This is a genomic window from Cognatilysobacter xinjiangensis (assembly GCF_014651995.1).
Taxonomy (GTDB): Bacteria; Pseudomonadota; Gammaproteobacteria; order Xanthomonadales; family Xanthomonadaceae; genus Cognatilysobacter; species Cognatilysobacter xinjiangensis.
The window spans coordinates 1-17,021 of record NZ_BMXY01000006.1 but is presented as its reverse complement, the minus strand read 5'-3'; the positions used below and the strand labels follow the sequence as shown (position 1 = coordinate 17,021).

Annotated in this window: 30 protein-coding genes; all 30 read right to left on the bottom strand. The window is 65.8% G+C overall.

The genetic code is table 11. The annotated features are described in order from the left end of the window. Window positions 1–7: 7 nt before the first annotated feature. Window positions 8–1,390, bottom strand: coding sequence for a class II 3-deoxy-7-phosphoheptulonate synthase (locus IE066_RS14550; protein WP_189451253.1), 1,383 nt, complete (start codon window positions 1,388–1,390; stop codon window positions 8–10). After that, window positions 1,387–1,908: a disulfide bond formation protein B gene (locus IE066_RS14545; protein ID WP_189451251.1), complete on the bottom strand. Its 522-nt coding sequence runs from the start codon at window positions 1,906–1,908 to the stop codon at window positions 1,387–1,389. Before IE066_RS14545 ends, IE066_RS14550 begins: the two co-directional genes overlap by 4 nt. 175 nt (window positions 1,909–2,083) lie before the next feature. After that, the gene (gene rplQ / locus IE066_RS14540) at window positions 2,084–2,455 is read right to left on the bottom strand and encodes a 50S ribosomal protein L17 (protein ID WP_189451249.1); all 372 of its coding nucleotides are present in this window, start codon (window positions 2,453–2,455) and stop codon (window positions 2,084–2,086) included. Between the two features lie 307 nt (window positions 2,456–2,762). Then, a complete protein-coding gene (locus IE066_RS14535) occupies window positions 2,763–3,761 on the bottom strand; it encodes a DNA-directed RNA polymerase subunit alpha (RefSeq protein ID WP_189451247.1) in 999 nt (332 codons plus the stop codon). 48 nt (window positions 3,762–3,809) lie between these two features. Further along, window positions 3,810–4,439, bottom strand: a complete 630-nt coding sequence (gene rpsD, locus IE066_RS14530) for a 30S ribosomal protein S4 (protein ID WP_189451245.1) — start codon at window positions 4,437–4,439, stop codon at window positions 3,810–3,812. A 14-nt stretch (window positions 4,440–4,453) separates the two neighbouring features. Beyond that, window positions 4,454–4,846, bottom strand: a complete 393-nt coding sequence (rpsK, locus tag IE066_RS14525; RefSeq protein ID WP_133479382.1) for a 30S ribosomal protein S11 — start codon at window positions 4,844–4,846, stop codon at window positions 4,454–4,456. 9 nt (window positions 4,847–4,855) lie between these two features. Further along, on the bottom strand, window positions 4,856–5,212 hold the full coding sequence (gene rpsM, locus IE066_RS14520) for a 30S ribosomal protein S13 (protein WP_189451243.1): 357 nt from the start codon (window positions 5,210–5,212) through the stop codon (window positions 4,856–4,858). A gap of 424 nt (window positions 5,213–5,636) precedes the next feature. Further along, window positions 5,637–6,983 (bottom strand): preprotein translocase subunit SecY, encoded by a 1,347-nt coding sequence (secY, locus tag IE066_RS14515; RefSeq protein ID WP_189451241.1) that lies wholly within the window; start codon window positions 6,981–6,983, stop codon window positions 5,637–5,639. 7 nt (window positions 6,984–6,990) lie between these two features. Then, window positions 6,991–7,428: a 50S ribosomal protein L15 gene (gene rplO / locus IE066_RS14510; RefSeq protein WP_189451239.1), complete on the bottom strand. Its 438-nt coding sequence runs from the start codon at window positions 7,426–7,428 to the stop codon at window positions 6,991–6,993. Window positions 7,429–7,434: 6 nt separating this feature from the next. Then, window positions 7,435–7,635 (bottom strand): 50S ribosomal protein L30, encoded by a 201-nt coding sequence (gene rpmD / locus IE066_RS14505; protein WP_132328234.1) that lies wholly within the window; start codon window positions 7,633–7,635, stop codon window positions 7,435–7,437. Next, window positions 7,628–8,167 carry a 30S ribosomal protein S5 gene (gene rpsE / locus IE066_RS14500; RefSeq protein WP_189451237.1) on the bottom strand — a complete coding sequence of 180 codons (540 nt, stop codon included), beginning with the start codon at window positions 8,165–8,167 and terminating at the stop codon, window positions 7,628–7,630. The genes rpmD and rpsE overlap by 8 nt, the downstream gene beginning before the upstream one ends. Window positions 8,168–8,306: 139 nt before the next feature. Then, the gene (gene rplR, locus IE066_RS14495; RefSeq protein ID WP_189451235.1) at window positions 8,307–8,660 is read right to left on the bottom strand and encodes a 50S ribosomal protein L18; all 354 of its coding nucleotides are present in this window, start codon (window positions 8,658–8,660) and stop codon (window positions 8,307–8,309) included. An 80-nt stretch (window positions 8,661–8,740) separates the two neighbouring features. Then, a complete protein-coding gene (gene rplF, locus IE066_RS14490; protein ID WP_189451233.1) occupies window positions 8,741–9,268 on the bottom strand; it encodes a 50S ribosomal protein L6 in 528 nt (175 codons plus the stop codon). Between the two features lie 13 nt (window positions 9,269–9,281). Continuing rightward, window positions 9,282–9,680, bottom strand: a complete 399-nt coding sequence (rpsH, locus tag IE066_RS14485) for a 30S ribosomal protein S8 (protein WP_189451232.1) — start codon at window positions 9,678–9,680, stop codon at window positions 9,282–9,284. A gap of 95 nt (window positions 9,681–9,775) precedes the next feature. Then, a complete protein-coding gene (rpsN, locus tag IE066_RS14480) occupies window positions 9,776–10,081 on the bottom strand; it encodes a 30S ribosomal protein S14 (RefSeq protein ID WP_189451230.1) in 306 nt (101 codons plus the stop codon). A 16-nt stretch (window positions 10,082–10,097) separates the two neighbouring features. Continuing rightward, window positions 10,098–10,640 carry a 50S ribosomal protein L5 gene (gene rplE, locus IE066_RS14475; protein WP_189451228.1) on the bottom strand — a complete coding sequence of 181 codons (543 nt, stop codon included), beginning with the start codon at window positions 10,638–10,640 and terminating at the stop codon, window positions 10,098–10,100. 11 nt (window positions 10,641–10,651) lie between these two features. After that, window positions 10,652–10,966 carry a 50S ribosomal protein L24 gene (gene rplX / locus IE066_RS14470; protein WP_189451225.1) on the bottom strand — a complete coding sequence of 105 codons (315 nt, stop codon included), beginning with the start codon at window positions 10,964–10,966 and terminating at the stop codon, window positions 10,652–10,654. 14 nt (window positions 10,967–10,980) lie between these two features. Then, window positions 10,981–11,349 carry a 50S ribosomal protein L14 gene (gene rplN / locus IE066_RS14465; protein WP_189451223.1) on the bottom strand — a complete coding sequence of 123 codons (369 nt, stop codon included), beginning with the start codon at window positions 11,347–11,349 and terminating at the stop codon, window positions 10,981–10,983. Window positions 11,350–11,363: 14 nt separating this feature from the next. Next, on the bottom strand, window positions 11,364–11,633 hold the full coding sequence (rpsQ, locus tag IE066_RS14460) for a 30S ribosomal protein S17 (protein ID WP_189451220.1): 270 nt from the start codon (window positions 11,631–11,633) through the stop codon (window positions 11,364–11,366). Window positions 11,634–11,642: 9 nt separating this feature from the next. Further along, window positions 11,643–11,831, bottom strand: coding sequence for a 50S ribosomal protein L29 (gene rpmC, locus IE066_RS14455; protein WP_189451218.1), 189 nt, complete (start codon window positions 11,829–11,831; stop codon window positions 11,643–11,645). Further along, complete coding sequence (gene rplP, locus IE066_RS14450; protein ID WP_189451216.1) at window positions 11,831–12,244, bottom strand: 50S ribosomal protein L16; 414 nt, start codon at window positions 12,242–12,244, stop codon at window positions 11,831–11,833. The genes rpmC and rplP overlap by 1 nt, the downstream gene beginning before the upstream one ends. A 6-nt stretch (window positions 12,245–12,250) precedes the next feature. Then, window positions 12,251–12,991 (bottom strand): 30S ribosomal protein S3, encoded by a 741-nt coding sequence (rpsC, locus tag IE066_RS14445; RefSeq protein WP_189451215.1) that lies wholly within the window; start codon window positions 12,989–12,991, stop codon window positions 12,251–12,253. A gap of 14 nt (window positions 12,992–13,005) precedes the next feature. Continuing rightward, window positions 13,006–13,341: a 50S ribosomal protein L22 gene (gene rplV / locus IE066_RS14440; RefSeq protein ID WP_189451213.1), complete on the bottom strand. Its 336-nt coding sequence runs from the start codon at window positions 13,339–13,341 to the stop codon at window positions 13,006–13,008. Between the two features lie 10 nt (window positions 13,342–13,351). Further along, complete coding sequence (gene rpsS, locus IE066_RS14435; protein ID WP_189451211.1) at window positions 13,352–13,618, bottom strand: 30S ribosomal protein S19; 267 nt, start codon at window positions 13,616–13,618, stop codon at window positions 13,352–13,354. Between the two features lie 6 nt (window positions 13,619–13,624). After that, window positions 13,625–14,452 (bottom strand): 50S ribosomal protein L2, encoded by an 828-nt coding sequence (gene rplB / locus IE066_RS14430; protein ID WP_189451209.1) that lies wholly within the window; start codon window positions 14,450–14,452, stop codon window positions 13,625–13,627. Between the two features lie 10 nt (window positions 14,453–14,462). After that, on the bottom strand, window positions 14,463–14,759 hold the full coding sequence (rplW, locus tag IE066_RS14425) for a 50S ribosomal protein L23 (protein ID WP_189451207.1): 297 nt from the start codon (window positions 14,757–14,759) through the stop codon (window positions 14,463–14,465). Then, complete coding sequence (gene rplD, locus IE066_RS14420; protein WP_189451205.1) at window positions 14,756–15,361, bottom strand: 50S ribosomal protein L4; 606 nt, start codon at window positions 15,359–15,361, stop codon at window positions 14,756–14,758. Before rplD ends, rplW begins: the two co-directional genes overlap by 4 nt. Before the next feature lie 11 nt (window positions 15,362–15,372). Then, a complete protein-coding gene (rplC, locus tag IE066_RS14415) occupies window positions 15,373–16,026 on the bottom strand; it encodes a 50S ribosomal protein L3 (protein WP_189451203.1) in 654 nt (217 codons plus the stop codon). Window positions 16,027–16,037: 11 nt separating this feature from the next. Continuing rightward, window positions 16,038–16,349 (bottom strand): 30S ribosomal protein S10, encoded by a 312-nt coding sequence (rpsJ, locus tag IE066_RS14410; RefSeq protein ID WP_027082406.1) that lies wholly within the window; start codon window positions 16,347–16,349, stop codon window positions 16,038–16,040. A 588-nt stretch (window positions 16,350–16,937) separates the two neighbouring features. Then, window positions 16,938–17,021 (bottom strand): EF-Tu C-terminal domain-related protein (locus IE066_RS14405; protein ID WP_484484274.1); only part of this gene is annotated, 84 nt, incomplete at its 5' end.

The window sequence follows — 17,021 nt, the reverse complement described above, 5'->3', positions numbered from 1 at the left end:
CCCGCCCTCAGCGCGGCGCGCTGATCTGCGTCTGCTTGCGCACGATCAGCATCGCCACCTCGAGCGCCTGCTCGTAGTTCAGGCGCGGATCGACGCAGCTGCGGTACGCGCGCTCGAGGTCGAGCTCGGTGAGCTCGCGCGCGCCACCGAGGCATTCCGTCACGTCCTCGCCGGTGAGTTCCAGATGCACGCCACCCAGTCGCGTGCCGGCCGCCGCATGCAGCTCGAAGGCCTGCTCGACTTCCGACGCGATGTTCGCGAAGCGGCGCGTCTTGTAGCCGTTCGCGGTCGACTCGGTATTGCCGTGCATCGGGTCGCAGACCCACAGCACGCGGCGGCCATCGCGACGCATCGCGTCCAGCAGCGGCGGCAGCTTCGTCGCGATCTGCGCGGCGCCCATGCGATGGATGAAGGTCAGGCGCCCCGCCTCGTCGCCGGGGTTCAGCACGTCGATCAGCCTGAGCAGCTGGTCGGGCGTCACCGACGGGCCGATCTTCACCGCGATCGGATTGCGGATGCCGCGCAGGAATTCCACGTGCGCGCCGTCGAGCTGCGCGGTGCGCATGCCGATCCACGGGAAGTGCGTCGACAGGTCGAACCAGCCCCAGTTGCGCGGCACCTGCCGGGTCAGCGACTCCTCGTACGGCAGCAGCAGCGCTTCGTGCGACGTGTAGAAGTCGACGCGATTGAGGTTGTGCACCTCCTCGCCCGACAGCGTTTCCATGAAGCGCACGGCATCGCCGATCGCGGCGACCATACGGCGGTACTCGTCGGCGAGCGGCGAATGGCCGACCCAGCCGAGGTCCCAGTATTCGGGGTGGTGCAGGTCGGCGAAGCCGCCGTCGATGAGCGCGCGCACGAAGTTCATTGTCATCGCCGAGCGCGCATGCGCCTTCACCATGCGGCGCGGATCGGGGCGGCGCGCCGCGGCGGTGAATTCGGGGCCGTTGACGATGTCGCCCCGGTAGCTCGGGAGGCTCACGCCGTCGATCGTCTCCATGTCCGCCGAGCGCGGCTTGGCGTACTGGCCGGCGAAGCGGCCGACACGCACCACCGGCTTGCGCATGCCGTGCACCAGCACCAGCGACATCTGCAGCAGCACCTTGAGCCGGTTGGAGATCACGTCCGACGAGCACTCGTCGAAACTCTCCGCGCAGTCGCCGCCCTGCAGCAGGAAGCGGCGGCCGTCCTGTGCCTCGGCGAGCTGCTGCTTGAGGCTCAGGATCTCCCAGGACGTCACCAGCGGCGGCAGACGGCGCAACTCGGCCAGCGCGGCCTCGAGCTCGGCCGAGTCGGGGTACTTCGGCATCTGCACGGCCGTCCGCGCGCGCCAGGACTGCGCGCTCCACTGCTGCGGAAGCGAAACGGCCTGCAGGTTCGGGTCGGTCATCGGAAGGTCCACTTGTCGCGCCGGAACGCCGCGAAGGCGATCCAGATCGCGAGTACGACGAAACAGATCAGCGTCCACACCGGCATCGACTGGCCGAGGAACGTCCAGTCGATCCTCGCGCATTGGCCATCGCCCGTCAGCACCTTCCGCACCACGTCCATGAAAGGCAGCGTTTCGCGAAGGAACGAAAGCGGCGGCCCGCAGGACGGCACCTGGTCGGGCGGCAGATGCTGGATCCACACGTGCCGGCCGGCGATACCGACACCGGCCAGCGCCGGGATCAGCGCGAGCACGCCGAAGAATGCACGGCCGCCGCGCCGCTTCGGGCCGACGACGGCGCCGAGCAGGAACATCAACCCGAGCGCGATCACCGCGATGCGCTGGAAGATGCACAGCGGACAGGGCTGCAGGCGCAGCACGTGCTCGGCGTAGAGGGCATACGCCATCAACCCGCAGCAGGCCAGGAAGCCCAGCAGGAAGCGGATGCGGAATGACGCGCGGATCGGTTTGGAAGCCATGCGGTCAGCGATATCCCCGAAAGGCCGCCATGGTCGCAGGCCGGCGGCGATGGCGCAAAGCACGAACGTCATGCCTGCCGCGCCGCCGTCGAGCTTCGAGCCGTAAAAACGCAGAAGCCCCGGCATTGCCGGGGCCTCGCGTCACGGGCGGGAGCCCGTCATGTACCGGTGCCGATTACTGCGCGGCTTCCGGGCGGTCGACCAGCTCGACGTATGCCATCGGGGCGTTGTCGCCGGCGCGGAAACCGCACTTGAGGATGCGCAGGTAGCCGCCCGGACGGGTGGCGTAGCGCGGGCCGAGCACGGTGAACAGCGTGCCGACGGCTTCCTTGTCGCGCAGGCGCGAGAAGGCGAGGCGGCGGTTGGCGACGCCGTCGGTCTTGCCGAGGGTGATGAGCGGCTCCGCGACGCGGCGCAGCTCCTTGGCCTTCGGGAGGGTGGTGCGGATCAGGCCGTTCTTGATCAGCGAGGCGGCCATGTTCTGGAACATGGCGTCGCGATGGGCGCTGGTGCGGCTGAACTTGCGGCCGGCTTTCTGGTGGCGCATGGCGTTGGATTCCTATGAATGTTGGAACTGCTGGATTTCGCTGTCGCCATCCCGGCGTTGACGCTGTGGACTGCGGTTGGTCCGGTTCCGGCGTTCCTGGCCGGAATGCCGCGGGCTTCGTGGCCCGTCGGGGTGGTGCGCGAATCCCGCCGGTGGGCGGGATTCGGGTTTCGCGGCACCGTATCCGATGCCGCGAGGTACTGCTTGAGAGGGTTACGAAGGAAGCGGGTTCTTTCGTTGCCCTGCCCGCGCCAGCGGCGCGGGCGTTCGCGATCGCAGAACGCTTACGCGTTCAAAGCGCGATCGCTCACCCCATCATCCCGTGCGACGCGATGCCGGCCGGCGGCCAGTTCTCGAGGCGCATGCCGAGCGCGAGGCCACGCTGCGCCAGGACTTCCTTGATCTCGGTCAGCGACTTCTTGCCGAGGTTCGGAGTCTTGAGCAGCTCGACCTCCGTCTTCTGGATCAGGTCGCCGACGTAGTAGATGTTCTCGGCCTTGAGGCAGTTGGCCGAGCGCACCGTCAGCTCGAGATCGTCGATCGGACGCAGCAGCAGGGGGTCAACGCCGCCGGTCTGCGGCTTCTGCGCGCCGCGCTCGCGGTGCGTGAAGTCGCCGAACACCGACAGCTGGTCGGTGAGGATGTCGGCCGCGGTGCGGACCGCTTCCTCGGCATCGATCGTGCCGTTGGTCTCGATGTCGAGCACCAGCTTGTCGAGGTCGGTGCGCTGCTCGACGCGCGCGGCTTCCACGGCGTAGGCGACGCGACGGACCGGCGAGAAGCTCGCGTCCAGCATCAGGCGGCCGATCGCACGCGTTTCCTCGTCAGGACGGCGACGCGCGGCGGCCGGCTGGTAGCCGTAACCACGCTCGATCTTCAGGCGCATGTTCAGCGCCGTGTCCTTGGTGAGGTGCGCGACGACGTGGTCGGGATTGATGATCTCGACGTTGTGGTCGGTGCGGATGTCACCGGCGGTGATGACGCCCGGGCCGGACTTGTTGAGCGACAGCATCGCGCTGTCACCCGTGTGCATGCGAATCGCGACGTCCTTGAGGTTCAGCAGAACCTCGAGCACATCCTCTTCGAGGCCTTCGACCGTGGTGTACTCGTGGAGCACGCCATCGATCTCCACCTCGGTAATTGCGAATCCGGGGATCGACGAAAGCAGGACGCGGCGCAGCGCATTGCCGAGGGTATGGCCGTAGCCGCGCTCCAGCGGCTCGATCACGACCTTGGCGCGATTGCCGGTCAGGCGTTCGATCTGGGGACCACGCGGGCGCAATACCTGGTTGGCGGTAACCGTCATGTTGTGGCTTCTCCTGGGGGCCGGCGTCGTCACGCCGGCCAGGGTGAATTACTTCGAGTACAGCTCGACGATCAGCGCTTCGTTGATGTCCGCCGGCAGGTCGGCGCGGTCCGGGACCGACTTGAAGACGCCCGCGAACTTCTTCGCGTCGACTTCGATCCACGACGGCGACAGGTCCATCTGCTGGGCGACCGTCAGGGCCTCCTGCACACGGAGCTGCTTCTGCGCGCGCTCGGCGAGCGCGATCGCATCACCGGCCTTCACCTGGTACGACGGCAGATTGACGATCTTGCCGTTGACCGTGACGCCGCGGTGGCTGACGAGCTGGCGGGCGGCGGCGCGGGTGACCGCGAAGCCCATGCGGAAGACGACGTTGTCGAGACGCGTTTCCAGCAGCTGCAGCAGGTTCTCGCCCGTGTTGCCCTTACGGTTCGAGGCCTTCTTGTAGTAGTTGCGGAACTGACGCTCCAGCAGGCCGTAGATACGCTTGACCTTCTGCTTCTCGCGAAGCTGGGTGGCGTAGTCGGACAGCTTGCCCTTGCGGGCGGTGGCGCCGTGCTGGCCGGGCTTCTGCTCGAGCTTGCACTTGCTGTCGAGCGCGCGGGCCGGCGACTTCAGGCCGAGGTCGGCGCCTTCGCGGCGCGCGAGCTTACAGGTAGGACCGATATAGCGTGCCATGTCTCAATTCCTCCTCAGACGCGGCGCTTCTTCGGCGGACGGCACCCGTTGTGCGGGATCGGCGTCACGTCGATGATGTTGAGAATCTTGTAGCCGACGTTGTTGAGCGAACGCACGGCCGACTCACGACCCGGACCCGGGCCCTTGATGCGCACTTCCAGCGCCTTCACGCCGTAGTCGAGCGCGGCACGACCGGCCTTCTCGGCGGCGACCTGCGCGGCGAACGGGGTCGACTTGCGCGAACCGCGGAAACCCGCGCCGCCCGACGTCGCCCACGAGAGCGCGTTGCCCTGGCGGTCGGTGATCGTGATGATGGTGTTGTTGAACGAAGCGTGGACGTGCGCGATGCCGTCGGTGACGACGCGCTTGATCTTCTTCTTCGGAGCTTTCGCGGCAGGCTTGGCCATGTCGGTTCCTTACTTCTTGATGGCCTTGCGCGGACCCTTGCGGGTACGGGCATTGGTCCGGGTACGCTGACCGCGCAGCGGCAGGCCGCGGCGGTGACGGAGGCCACGGTAGGAACCGAGGTCCATCAGGCGCTTGATGGCCATGCCGATCTCGCGACGGAGGTCGCCTTCGACGGTGAACTTGCCGACCTCGGCGCGCAGGCGCTCGACTTCGGGCTCGGACAGGTCGCGGATCTTGGTCGTCGGCGTGACGCCGGCCGACTCGCAGACCTGCTTGGAACGGGTACGGCCGATGCCGTAGATGCTCTGCAGCCCCACCCAGACGTGCTTCTGGGCAGGCAGGTTGACACCCGCAATACGCGCCATGAGGCGATCTCCAAAACTGGTGTGCGCCAGGCCAGGCCCGGCGGTTGAACTCTCGGAAAATCCGAAATCTGCGTGTCCCGGCTTGCTTGGACCCATGCGGCGAACCGCATCGGCCGGCATGGGGAGTGTGCCCATGCTCCGGCGACGGACCCCGGCTGTACCGGACACTGCGGCGAACCGCCCTGCCCGGCCCCGCGCACTCCTCAGGCGCGCGTATGGCCATGGATCCACCCGTGCGCGGGACTGCCGCCCGGGTCGCCCATCTGCGGAAGCCGACGAGGTCGACCTACCGCTTCTTGTTCCGTTTCGCCTTCGTGGCCGGGATTCAAACCGTTCGCCCGTCCTGGGCTCGACCGGCAGCGCCGGTCAGCGCGCCATTATGCCACCGAATCGCGGCCGGTGCGACCGGCCGCTGGTGCGATCCTCAGCGGCCGCGATTGCCGCCGCGCAGGTTGGCCTTCTTCAGCAGGCTTTCGTACTGGTGCGACATCAGGTGCGCCTGGATCTGCGCAATGAAGTCCATCACCACGACCACCACGATCAGCAGCGACGTGCCGCCGAAGTAGAAGGACGTGCCGAGCTGCGTGCGCATGATTTCCGGCAGCAGGCAGACCAGCACCAGGTACAGCGCGCCGGCGGCCGTGAGGCGGGTCAGCACGCCGTCGATGTAGTCGGCGGTCGCACGGCCGGGGCGGATGCCCGGGATCAGCGCGCCCGACTTCTTCAGGTTCTCGGCGGTCTCCTGCGAGTTGAAGACCAGCGCGGTGTAGAAGAACGCGAAGCCGATGATCAGTGCCGCGTACAGGATCATGTGCAGCGGCTCGCCCGGCGCCAGCATGTTCGACAGGCGCAGCAGCCAGGACTGCGAGCTGTTCTGGCTGAACCAGGTGGCGGCCGTCGCCGGGAACATCACGATGCTCGAGGCGAAGATCGCCGGGATGACGCCCGACATGTTGAGCTTGAGCGGCAGGAACGAGGTCTGGTTCTGGTATGCGTTGCGGCCGCCCTGGCGACGGGCGTAGTTCACCGTGATGCGGCGCTGGCCGCGCTCCACGAACACCACGAAATAGGTGAAGCCGAACACCAGCAGCGCGGTCACGAGCGCGGCGATCACGCTCATGTCGCCATCGCGGATCTGGCCGAACAGGTGGATCACCTGGCCCGGGATGCCGGCCACGATGCCGGCGAAGATCAGCAGCGAGATGCCGTTGCCGATGCCGCGCTCGGTGATCTGCTCGCCCAGCCACATCAGGAACACGGTGCCCGCGGTCAGCGCGACGACGGCCGTGATCACGAAACCGGGGCCGCCCGCGTAGACGACCGGCGTGCCGCCCGGCGCGGTGGCCGTCTGGAGCCACGTCGCGATGCCCCAGGCTTGGAAGATCGCGAGCGGGATGGTTCCCAGGCGCGACCACTGGTTGATCTTGCGACGGCCCGACTCGCCTTCCTTCTGGATGGCCTTGAGGCTCGGCACCATCTGCGTCAGCAGCTGCACCACGATCGACGCCGAGATGTACGGCGCCACGTTGAGTGCAAACAGGCTCAGGCGGTGCAGCGCACCGCCCGAGAACATGTTGAACATGTCGACGATCGTCCCCTGACGGGTCGACATGAAGTCAACCATCGCCTGGGGATTCACGCCCGGGACCGGAACGTAGCAGCCAATTCGGTAGACGATCAGCGCCGCGACGACGAACAGCAGTCGCTGACGGAGCTCGGTGAACTTGCCGAGGCCGCCGATACCGGCCATCGAATTGCTGCTACGCGCCATCAGGCCCTTACTCCGAAATCGAACCGCCGGCCGCTTCGATGGCCGCCTTCGCGCCGGCCGTAGCCGACACGCCCTTGAGGGTGAAGGCCTTGGTGACGTCGCCCTTCTTCACCACCTTCACCTTCTTCGCGTTGGTCGGGACGAGGCCCGCTTCCTTCAGCGAGGTGATGGTGATCTCGCCGGCTTCAAGGCCCTCGAGCGCGTAAAGCAGGACTTCGACCGATTCCTTCGCCGTCGTCGAGCGGAAACCGATCTTCGGCAGGCGGCGCTGCATCGGCATCTGGCCGCCTTCGAAGCCGGCCTTGATCTTGCCCTTGCCCGAACGCGCGAACGAACCCTTGTGGCCGCGGCCGCAGGTCTTGCCCAGGCCGGAGCCGATACCGCGACCGACGCGCTTGGGCTCGGTACGGGCGCCCTCACCGGGCTGCAGAGTGTTGAGACGCATGGTCGATTACTCCTCGACGCGAACGAGGTAGTGAACCTTGTTGATCAGGCCGCGCACCTGCGGGCTGTCCTTCAGTTCACGCACATCGTTGAGCTTGTTGAGACCCAGCGCGCGCACCGACAGGCGATGAATCGACTGCGTGCCGCGAAGACCCTTGACCAGACGGACCTTGACGGTGCCGCCTTCGACTGCCTGGTTCTTAGCCATTGACCAGATCCTCCACCTTCTTGCCGCGCTTGGCCGCGATCTGCGACGGCGAACGCATGTCGGTCAGGCCACGCATGGTGGCGCGCACGAGGTTGATCGGATTGCGCGAGCCCACGGCCTTGGCCAGGACGTTCTTCACGCCGACCGCCTCGAGCACGGCGCGCATGGCGCCGCCGGCGATCACGCCGGTACCTTCCGATGCCGGCTGCATGAACACGCGGGCCGCGCCGTGGCCGGCCTTGACCGAGTGCCACAGGGTGCCGTTGTTCAGGTCGACGTTGGCCATCGACTTGCGGGCGTGCTCCATCGACTTCTGGATCGCGACCGGCACTTCGCGCGCCTTGCCGTAACCGAAGCCGACCTTGCCATTGCCGTCGCCCACCACCGTCAGCGCGGTGAAGGTGAACTGGCGGCCGCCCTTGACGGTCTTGCTGACGCGGTTGACCGCGATCAGCTTCTCGATCATGCCGTCGTCGATCTCTTCGCGGTTGCGATCACGATCGCGGCCGCGCTGCTGACGCTCTTCTGCCATTTGAATATCTCGGTAGTTGAAAGGACTTGCGGCGTGGCCGCTTATCGTTGTGGTTTACCGCGGGTGCATCGACGGCGCGGGAATCCGCGCCGTCGCCCGGTGCGCGTCTGCACCGGCAGGTCGAACGGGCGAACCGTTCTTAGAACTGCAGGCCACCCTCGCGGGCGGCGTCGGCGAGCGCCTTGATGCGGCCGTGATAGCGGTAGCCCGAGCGGTCGAAAGCGACCTTCTCGATGCCGGCAGCCTTCGCCTTCTCGGCGATCCTGCGGCCGACCTTCGTGGCGGCTTCCGCGTTCTTGCCGTTCTTCAGGCCATCCTTGACGTCGGCCTGGACGGTCGACGCCGACGCCAGGACCTTCGAGCCGTCGGCCGTGAAGATCTGGGCGTAAAGGTGCTGGCCGGTGCGCAGCACCGACAGGCGCGGAACGCCGAGCTCGCGGATGTGGCTGCGGGTCGACTTGGCGCGACGCAGGCGGGCGATTTTCTTGAGCATGGTCTTGTCCTCGAAAGCTGAAGGAGATGCGGTCCCCGGGCGCCCGCACATGCGCGCGGCCCCGTTCGTGGGGTTCGCAATTACGCCTTCTTGGCTTCCTTACGAATGATCACTTCGCCGGCGTACTTCACGCCCTTGCCCTTGTAGGGCTCCGGCGGACGGAAACCGCGAATCTTGGCGGCGACTTCGCCGACGCGCTGCTTGTCGGCACCCGACACGACGATTTCCGTCTGCGTCGGCGTGGCGATGGTGATGCCTTCCGGCGCCGGGAACAGGACCGGATGCGAGAACCCCAGCGAGAGGTTCAGGTCCTTGCCCTGCATGGCGGCACGGTAACCGACGCCGACGAGCTCGAGCTTGCGCTCGAAGCCTTCGGAGACGCCCTTCACCATGTTGGCGAGGATGGCGCGCAGCGTACCGGTCAGCGGGATCAGCGCGGCGTCTTCGGTCGTGAACACGGCGGTGCCGTCCTCGACCTTGACATCGATAGCGGCCGGCTTCGGCACCGAGAGCGTGCCCTTCGGGCCCTTGGCGCTGATCGACTCGGCCTGGACGTTGAGCTCGACGCCCTTCGGCAGGGCGACCGGCTTCTTGGCAACTCGGGACATGTCTGTTCCTCCCTTAGGCCACGAAGCACAGGACTTCGCCGCCGACGCCCTGCTGGCGCGCCTGCGAGTCGGTCATGATGCCCTTCGAGGTGGAGATGATGGCGACGCCGAGGCCGTTGAGGACCTTCGGCAGCTCGGACTTGCCACGGTACTGGCGGCGACCCGAACGCGAGAAGCGCTCGAGGCGTTCGATGACCGGGCGGCCCTCGTAGTACTTCAGGACGACTTCGAGCTCGGTCTTGCCCGGGCCCGCTTCGCTGGTGCGGTAGTCGAGGATGTAACCCTCTTCCTTCAGCACGCCGGCGATGGCGACCTTGATCTTGGACGACGGCATCTTCACCGTCTGCTTCCGAACAGCGGCCGCGTTCTTGATGCGGACCAGCATGTCGGCGATGGGATCAGTCATGCTCATGAGAGTTTCCTTATGAGAAGCACCGATATCCGCGGGATTGCGAATTTCAGTTGTAAGCCGCGGCGGGTCGCCCCGCCGCGGTGAAGCCGGCTATCTTACCAGCTTGCCTTGCGCAGGCCAGGAACGTCGCCGTTCATGGTGGCCTTGCGAAGCATGTTGCGACCGAGGCCGAACTTGCGGTACACGCCGCGCGGGCGGCCCGACAGCTCGCAGCGGTTGCGCTGGCGGCTCGGCGAGGAATCGCGCGGCAGCTTCTGCAGCTTGACCACCGCGTCCATCTTCTCGTCGTACGAAGCCGTGGTGCTGGAGATGATCTTCTTGAGCTCCTCGCGCTTGGCGCCGTAGCGCTTCGCGAGCTTCTCCCGCTTGACCTCGCGGTTGATCATGGAAGTCTTAGCCATTGTTCAATCCTGAGTATCAGTTGCGGAACGGGAAGCGGAACGCTTCGAGAAGCGCGCGCGCCTCGGCGTCGGTCTTCGCGGTCGTGGTGATCGCGATGTCCATGCCGCGCAGAGCGTCGACCTGGTCGAAGTCGATTTCCGGGAAGATGATCTGTTCCTTGACGCCCATGTTGTAGTTGCCACGGCCATCGAACGCCTTGCCGGACACGCCGCGGAAGTCGCGGACGCGCGGCAGCGCGACGTTCACCAAGCGGTCGAGGAACTCGTACATCTTGGCGCGGCGCAGCGTGACCTTCGCGCCGATCGGCCAACCGTCGCGGATCTTGAACGAAGCGACCGACACGCGGCTCTTCGTGACGATCGGCTTCTGGCCGGCGATCTTGGTCATGTCGCCGACGGCGTTTTCCAGGATCTTCTTGTTCGTGGCGGCCTCGCCCACGCCCATGTTGAGCGTGATCTTGACCAGGCGCGGCACTTCCATGACGTTCTTGTAGCCGAACTTCTGGATGAGCTGCGGGACGACTTCGTCCTTGTAGAACTTTTCGAGACGGGTGGTCATTTCTGCATTCCTCAGGCGTCAACCGCCTCACCGCTGGAGCGGAACACACGCAGCTTGCGTCCATCCTCCAGCACCTTGAAAGCAACGCGGTCGCCCTTGCCCGTCGCCGGGTTGAAGAGCATCACGTTGGACGCGTGGATCGGCGCCTCGCGCTCGATCACGCCACCCGGCTGACCCGCCTGCGGGTTCGGCTTGGTGTGGCGCTTGACCACGTTGACATTGGACACGACGACCTTGTCGCCGAGCACGCGGACGATCTCGCCCTGCTTGCCCTTGTCCTTGCCGGCGATGACGACCACCTGGTCGCCCTTGCGGATACGGTTCATGTGTCTTCCTCCGCTCAGAGCACTTCAGGGGCGAGCGACACGATCTTCATGAACTTCTCGTTACGCAGCTCGCGCGTAACAGGTCCGAAGATGCGGGTGCCGATCGGCTCCTGCTTGTTGTTGAGCAGCACGGCGGCATTGCCGTCGAAACGGATCAGCGAACCGTCGGGACGACGGACGCCCTTGCGGGTGCGCACGACGACGGCGTCGTAGACGTCGCCCTTCTTCACCTTGCCGCGCGGAATGGCGTCCTTGACGGACACCTTGATGATGTCGCCGATGCCGGCGTAACGGCGCTTCGAGCCGCCCAGCACCTTGATGCACATCACTTCCTTGGCGCCGGAGTTGTCGGCCACGTCGAGGTAGCTCTGCATCTGGATCATGTTTCGCTCTCCTCTTAACCGGCCGCGCGGGTGACGATCTGCACCACGCGCCAGTTCTTGGTCTTCGACATCGGCGCGCACTCCTGCACGCGGACGACATCGCCCTCGTTGCAGGAATTGTCGGCGTCGTGGGCGTGCAGCTTGGTCGAGCGGCGGATGTACTTGCCGTACAGCGCGTGCTTGACCTGGCGCTCGACGAGCACGGTGACGGTCTTGTCCATCTTGTTGCTGAGGACGCGACCTTCGACCGTGCGAATAGCCTTCTCTGTGTTGTTGTCGGTCATGGCGGGTCCTTACTTCTGGTTCTGGCCCAGCAGCGTCTTCGTGCGAGCGATCTCGCGACGGACGCGGCGGACTTCATGGCTCTTGGCGAGCTGGCCCGTGGCCTGCTGCATGCGGAGCGCGAAGCGCTCCTTGTGCAGGTCGGTCAGGTGGCTGTTCAGCTCGTCGGCCGACTTCGTGCGGAGTTCCTTGAGGTCCATTAGCGCACCGTGCGGGTAACGAAGGTGGTGGTCACGGACAGCTTGGCCGAGGCGAGACGGAACGCTTCGCGCGCGACTTCCTCGCTGACGCCCTCGATCTCGTAGATCATGCGGCCCGGCTGGATCTGCGCGACCCAGTACTCGACGTTGCCCTTGCCCGAGCCCATTCGGACTTCGATCGGCTTCTGGGTAATCGGCTTGTCGGGGAACACGCGGATCCACATCTTGCCGCCACGCTTGACGTAACGGCTGATCGCGCGGCGAGCCGCTTCGATCTGACGGGCGGTGAGCTGGCCGTGGGCGGTTGCCTTGAGGCCGAACTCGCCGAAGCTGACGGCGTTGCCGCTCCATGCCAGGCCGTCGTTACGGCCCTTGTGCATCTTGCGGAATTTGGTTCGCTTGGGTTGCAGCATGGCGGATTACCTCTGCTCGCGGTCGCGACGATCACGACGATCGCCACGGTCACCGCGCTCGGAGCGCTCGCCGCGCGGCGACGAGTTCTCTTCCTGCTTCTCCTGGCCGACCTGGGCGAAGTCGAAGATCTCGCCCTTGTAGATCCAGGTCTTGATACCGATGATCCCGTACGTGGTCTTCGCCTCGGCGAAGCCGTAGTCGATATCGGCGCGGAGGGTGTGAAGCGGCACGCGGCCTTCGCGGTACCACTCCGAACGGGCGATTTCCGCACCGTTGAGGCGGCCTGCGACGTTGACCTTGATGCCCAGCGCACCGAGGCGCATCGCGTTGCCGACCGCACGCTTCATCGCGCGGCGGAACATGATGCGGCGCTCGAGCTGCTGCGCGATCGACTCGGCGACCAGCTGCGCGTCGAGCTCGGGCTTGCGGACTTCGGAAACGTTGATGTGCGCCGGGACGCCCATCACGTCGCTGACTTCGCGACGCAGCTTCTCGATGTCCTCGCCGCGCTTGCCGATCACCACGCCCGGACGGGCGGTGTGGATCGTCACGCGGGCGTTGTTTGCCGGACGCTCGATGAGGATCTTCGAGATGCCCGCCTGAGCGAGCTTCTTGCGAAGCAGCTCACGCACGCGCAGGTCGGCGGTCAGGAACGCGCCGTACTGCTTCTTGTTGGCGAACCACTTCGAGTTCCAGTCCTTGGCGATGCCCAGGCGGATACCGGTGGGATGAACTTTATGACCCATGAGTCTGCTCCGCCTTACTTGCCTGCGCCCACGACCACAGTGATGTGGCTGGTGCGCTTGAGGATGCGGGTGCCGCGGCCCTTCGCGCGGGCCATGAAACGCTTCAGCGTCGGACCTTCGTCGACCATGATGGTCTTGACGCGCAGGTCGTCGGCATCGGCACCCAGGTTGTTCTCGGCGTTCGAGGCGGCGGAGAACACGACCTTGTAGATCATGCCCGCGACCTTCTTGTCGGAGAACTTGAGCAGGGCAAGGGCGCGCTCGACGGGAAGACCGCGCACCTGGTCGGCGACCAGGCGGGCCTTCTGCGGGGAGATGCGCGCGGTGCGCAGGATGGCTTTCGCTTCCATGGTCATCTCCTTACTTCGACTTCTTGTCCGCGACATGACCCTTGAACGTACGGGTCATGGCGAACTCGCCGAGCTTGTGACCGACCATGTTCTCGTTGATGAGAACCGGGATGTGATTCTTCCCGTTATGGACGGCGATCGTGAAACCGATCATTTCCGGCAGGATCGTCGAACGACGCGACCAGGTCTTGATCGGCTTCTTGTTGTTGCCGGCCGTTTCCACCTTCTTGACCAGGTGATGGTCGGTGAAAGGGCCCTTCTTGAGTGAACGTGGCATGGCCGATTAGCTCCTGCGATCGCGAACGATGAACTGCTGCGTCCGCTTGTTCTTGCGGGTCTTGTAACCCTTGGTCGGGACGCCCCACGGCGTGACCGGGTGCGGATTACCCTGGCCGGCCTTGGCCTCACCACCGCCATGCGGGTGGTCGACCGGGTTCATGGCGGCGCCACGAACGGTCGGGCGGACACCGCGCCAGCGCTTCGCACCGGCCTTGCCCAGCTTCTCGAGGTTGTGCTCGTCGTTGCCGACTTCGCCGATGGTCGCGCAGCACTCGGCCGGAACCTTGCGCATTTCGCCCGAACGCAGGCGGAGCGTGGCGTAACCCTGCTCGCGGGCGACCAGCTGCACGCCGGCGCCGGCGGCGCGGGCCAGCTGCGCACCCTTGCCCGGCTTCATCTCGATGCAGTGCACCGTGGAGCCGACCGGGATATTGGTGAGCGGCAGCGTGTTGCCGACGCGGATCGGGGCGTCGCGGCCCGCGATCACCTGATCGCCGTCCTTCAGGCCCTTCGGCGCGATGATGTAGCGACGCTCGCCATCGACGTAGCACAGCAGAGCGATGTGCGCGGTGCGGTTCGGGTCGTACTCGATGCGCTCGACGCGGGCGGGGATGCCGACCTTGTCGCGCTTGAAGTCGATGATGCGGTAATGCTGCTTGTGGCCACCGCCGACGTGACGCGTCGTGATGCGGCCATGGTGGTTGCGACCACCGGTCTTGCCCTGCTTCTCCACCAGCGGGGCGTACGGATCGCCCTTGTGGAGGCCCGGGGTCACCACGCGGACCGCACTACGGCGGCCGGCGGAGGTGGGCTTGAAGGTCATCAATGCCATCTGTCTATCCTCAGGCCGTGGCCATGACGTCGATGGACTGGCCCTCGGCCAGCGTGACGTACGCCTTGCGCCAGTCGGCGCGGCGGCCCATGCGGAACTTGAAGGCCTTGTTCTTGCCCTTCACGTTCACCACGTTCACCGCGCGCACGTTGACGCCGAAGATCTTCTCGACAGCCGCCTTGATATCGGTCTTGGTGGCTTCGGTGGAGACTTCGAACACGTACTGGTTCGACACTTCCTGCAGTCGCGCGGTCTTCTCGGAGATGCGCGGCGCACGGATGATGCTGTAGAGCTTGGCGTCGTTCATGCCAGCCACTCCTCGATCTTCTTGACCGCATCGGCCGTGAACACGACCGAGTCGGCGCCGACGAGCGTCACCGGGTCGAGACCCTGGACATCGCGGACTTCGACGTACGGCAGGTTGCGCGCCGACAGGTACAGGTTCTCCGTCGCGTCCTCGGTGACGAGGAGCGGACGGCGGCCGGTGCCGAGATCCTTGAGCTTGCCGATGAGGGTCTTGGTCTTCGGCGCGTCGATCTCGAGGGATTCGACGACCGAGAGACGGCCCTGGCGGTTCAGCTCGGACAGGATCGACGCCATCGCGGCGCGATACATCTTGCGGTTGACCTTCTGCGCGAAGCTGCGCGGCTTGGCCGCGAAGGTCACGCCGCCGCCGACGAAGATCGGAGCGGTCAGGGCGCCGTGACGTGCACCGCCACCCTTCTGCTTCTTCGACTTCTTCGTGGTGCCGTTCACTTCCGAGCGCGTCTTCTGCGCCTTGGTGCCCGAGCGGCCCGCGTTGCGGTAGGCGACGACGACCTGATGAACCAGGTCTTCGCTGAAATCACGACCGAACACGGCGTCGGAAACCGAGACCGTCTTGTCGCTGTTGTTGATGGCGAGTTCCATCGTGGTTCTCCTTAGCCCTTCGTCGTCGGGCGGACGATGACGTCGCCACCCGGAGCACCCGGGATCGCACCCTTGACGGCGATCAGGCCGCGCTCGGCGTCGACGCGGACGACCTCGAGGCCCTGAACGGTCTTGGTCTCGTCGCCCATGTGGCCCGACATCTTCTTGCCCGGGAACACACGGCCCGGCGTCTGGCGCTGGCCGATCGAGCCCGGCGAGCGGTGCGAGAGCGAGTTACCGTGGGTAGCGTCACCCATGGTGAAGTTCCAGCGCTTGATCGTGCCCTGGAAGCCCTTGCCCTTGCTGACGCCCTGGACGTCGACGATCTGGCCCGGCTGGAAGATGTCGGCCTTGATCTCGCCGCCAACTTCGAAGGCACCGACCTGGTCGTTCTCGACGCGCAGCTCCCACAGGCCACGGCCGCCTTCGACCTTCGCCTTGGCGAGGTGGCCGGCTTCCGGCTTGGTGAGCAGCGACGCGCGACGCACGCCGACGGTGACCTGCACGGCGCTGTAGCCGTCCGTTTCCGGGGTCTTGATCTGGGTGATGCGGTTCGGGGTCGCCTCGATGAGGGTGACCGGAACCGACTTGCCGTCTTCGAGGAAGACGCGGCTCATGCCGGCCTTGCGGCCGACGATGCCCAACGAATACTTCTTCGCGGTCATGTTCGGAGGCCTCAGGTCAGCTTGATCTGGACGTCGACGCCGGCCGCGAGCTCGAGCTTCATGAGCGCGTCCACGGTCTTGTCGTTCGGATCGACGATGTCGAGCACGCGCTTGTGCGTGCGGGTTTCGTACTGGTCGCGCGCATCCTTGTCGGCGTGCGGCGAAGTAAGAATGGTGTAACGCTCGAGCTTGGTCGGCAGCGGGATCGGGCCGCGCACCTGCGCGCCGGTCCGCTTGGCCGTCTCGACGATCTCGCTGGCCGAGCGGTCGATCAGACGATGATCGTACGCCTTGAGCCGAATTCGGATCTTCTGGTCCGCCATGACGGGTTTCCTTCGTTAAAGAGCGACGGACACGGCGGCTTCATGCGCCATGCCCCACGGTGGCCGCGTACCTCGTGCCCTGCGGCCGGTGACACGCGAAAAACAAGGCAGGCCGGTTTCCCGGCCCGCCAGACAAGAAAGTATAGAACGCGTGAAGCACCACGACAAGCAGCGCGAGGCTGCGGCCGGTGCGACACACGACGCTTTCCATGTCCGGCGAACACGAGCGGCGTCCTGCCCCTCATTTCGCTGTCGATCCCTCCGACGGATCGAAGGGACCGCGATTCTAGCCTGTATGCGAAGGCCGCGTAAAGAGGCGGATCGCCGTTGTCGCTTGCCGCTTATCGGCTATTTGCCCTAATCGATGCTGGCACTGCCGCTTCTGCGGCTTACCAGCTAGACGGCGGCCGTGCGGGCAAATCGGCTATTTGCCCTAATCGATGCTGGCACTGCCGCTTCTGCGGCTTACCAGCTAGACGGCGGCCGTGCGGGCAAAAAGGAAGGGGCGCCGAAGCGCCCCTCCTTCGTGCCGACCGGCCGGAGCCGGTCGAGCGGGTGGCTGGCCGCACCCTGCGGTGCGACCGAGGATCACTTGATGATCTTGGCCACCACGCCGGCGCCGACGGTACGGCCGCCTTCGCGGATCGCGAAGCGCAGGCCGTCGTCCATCGC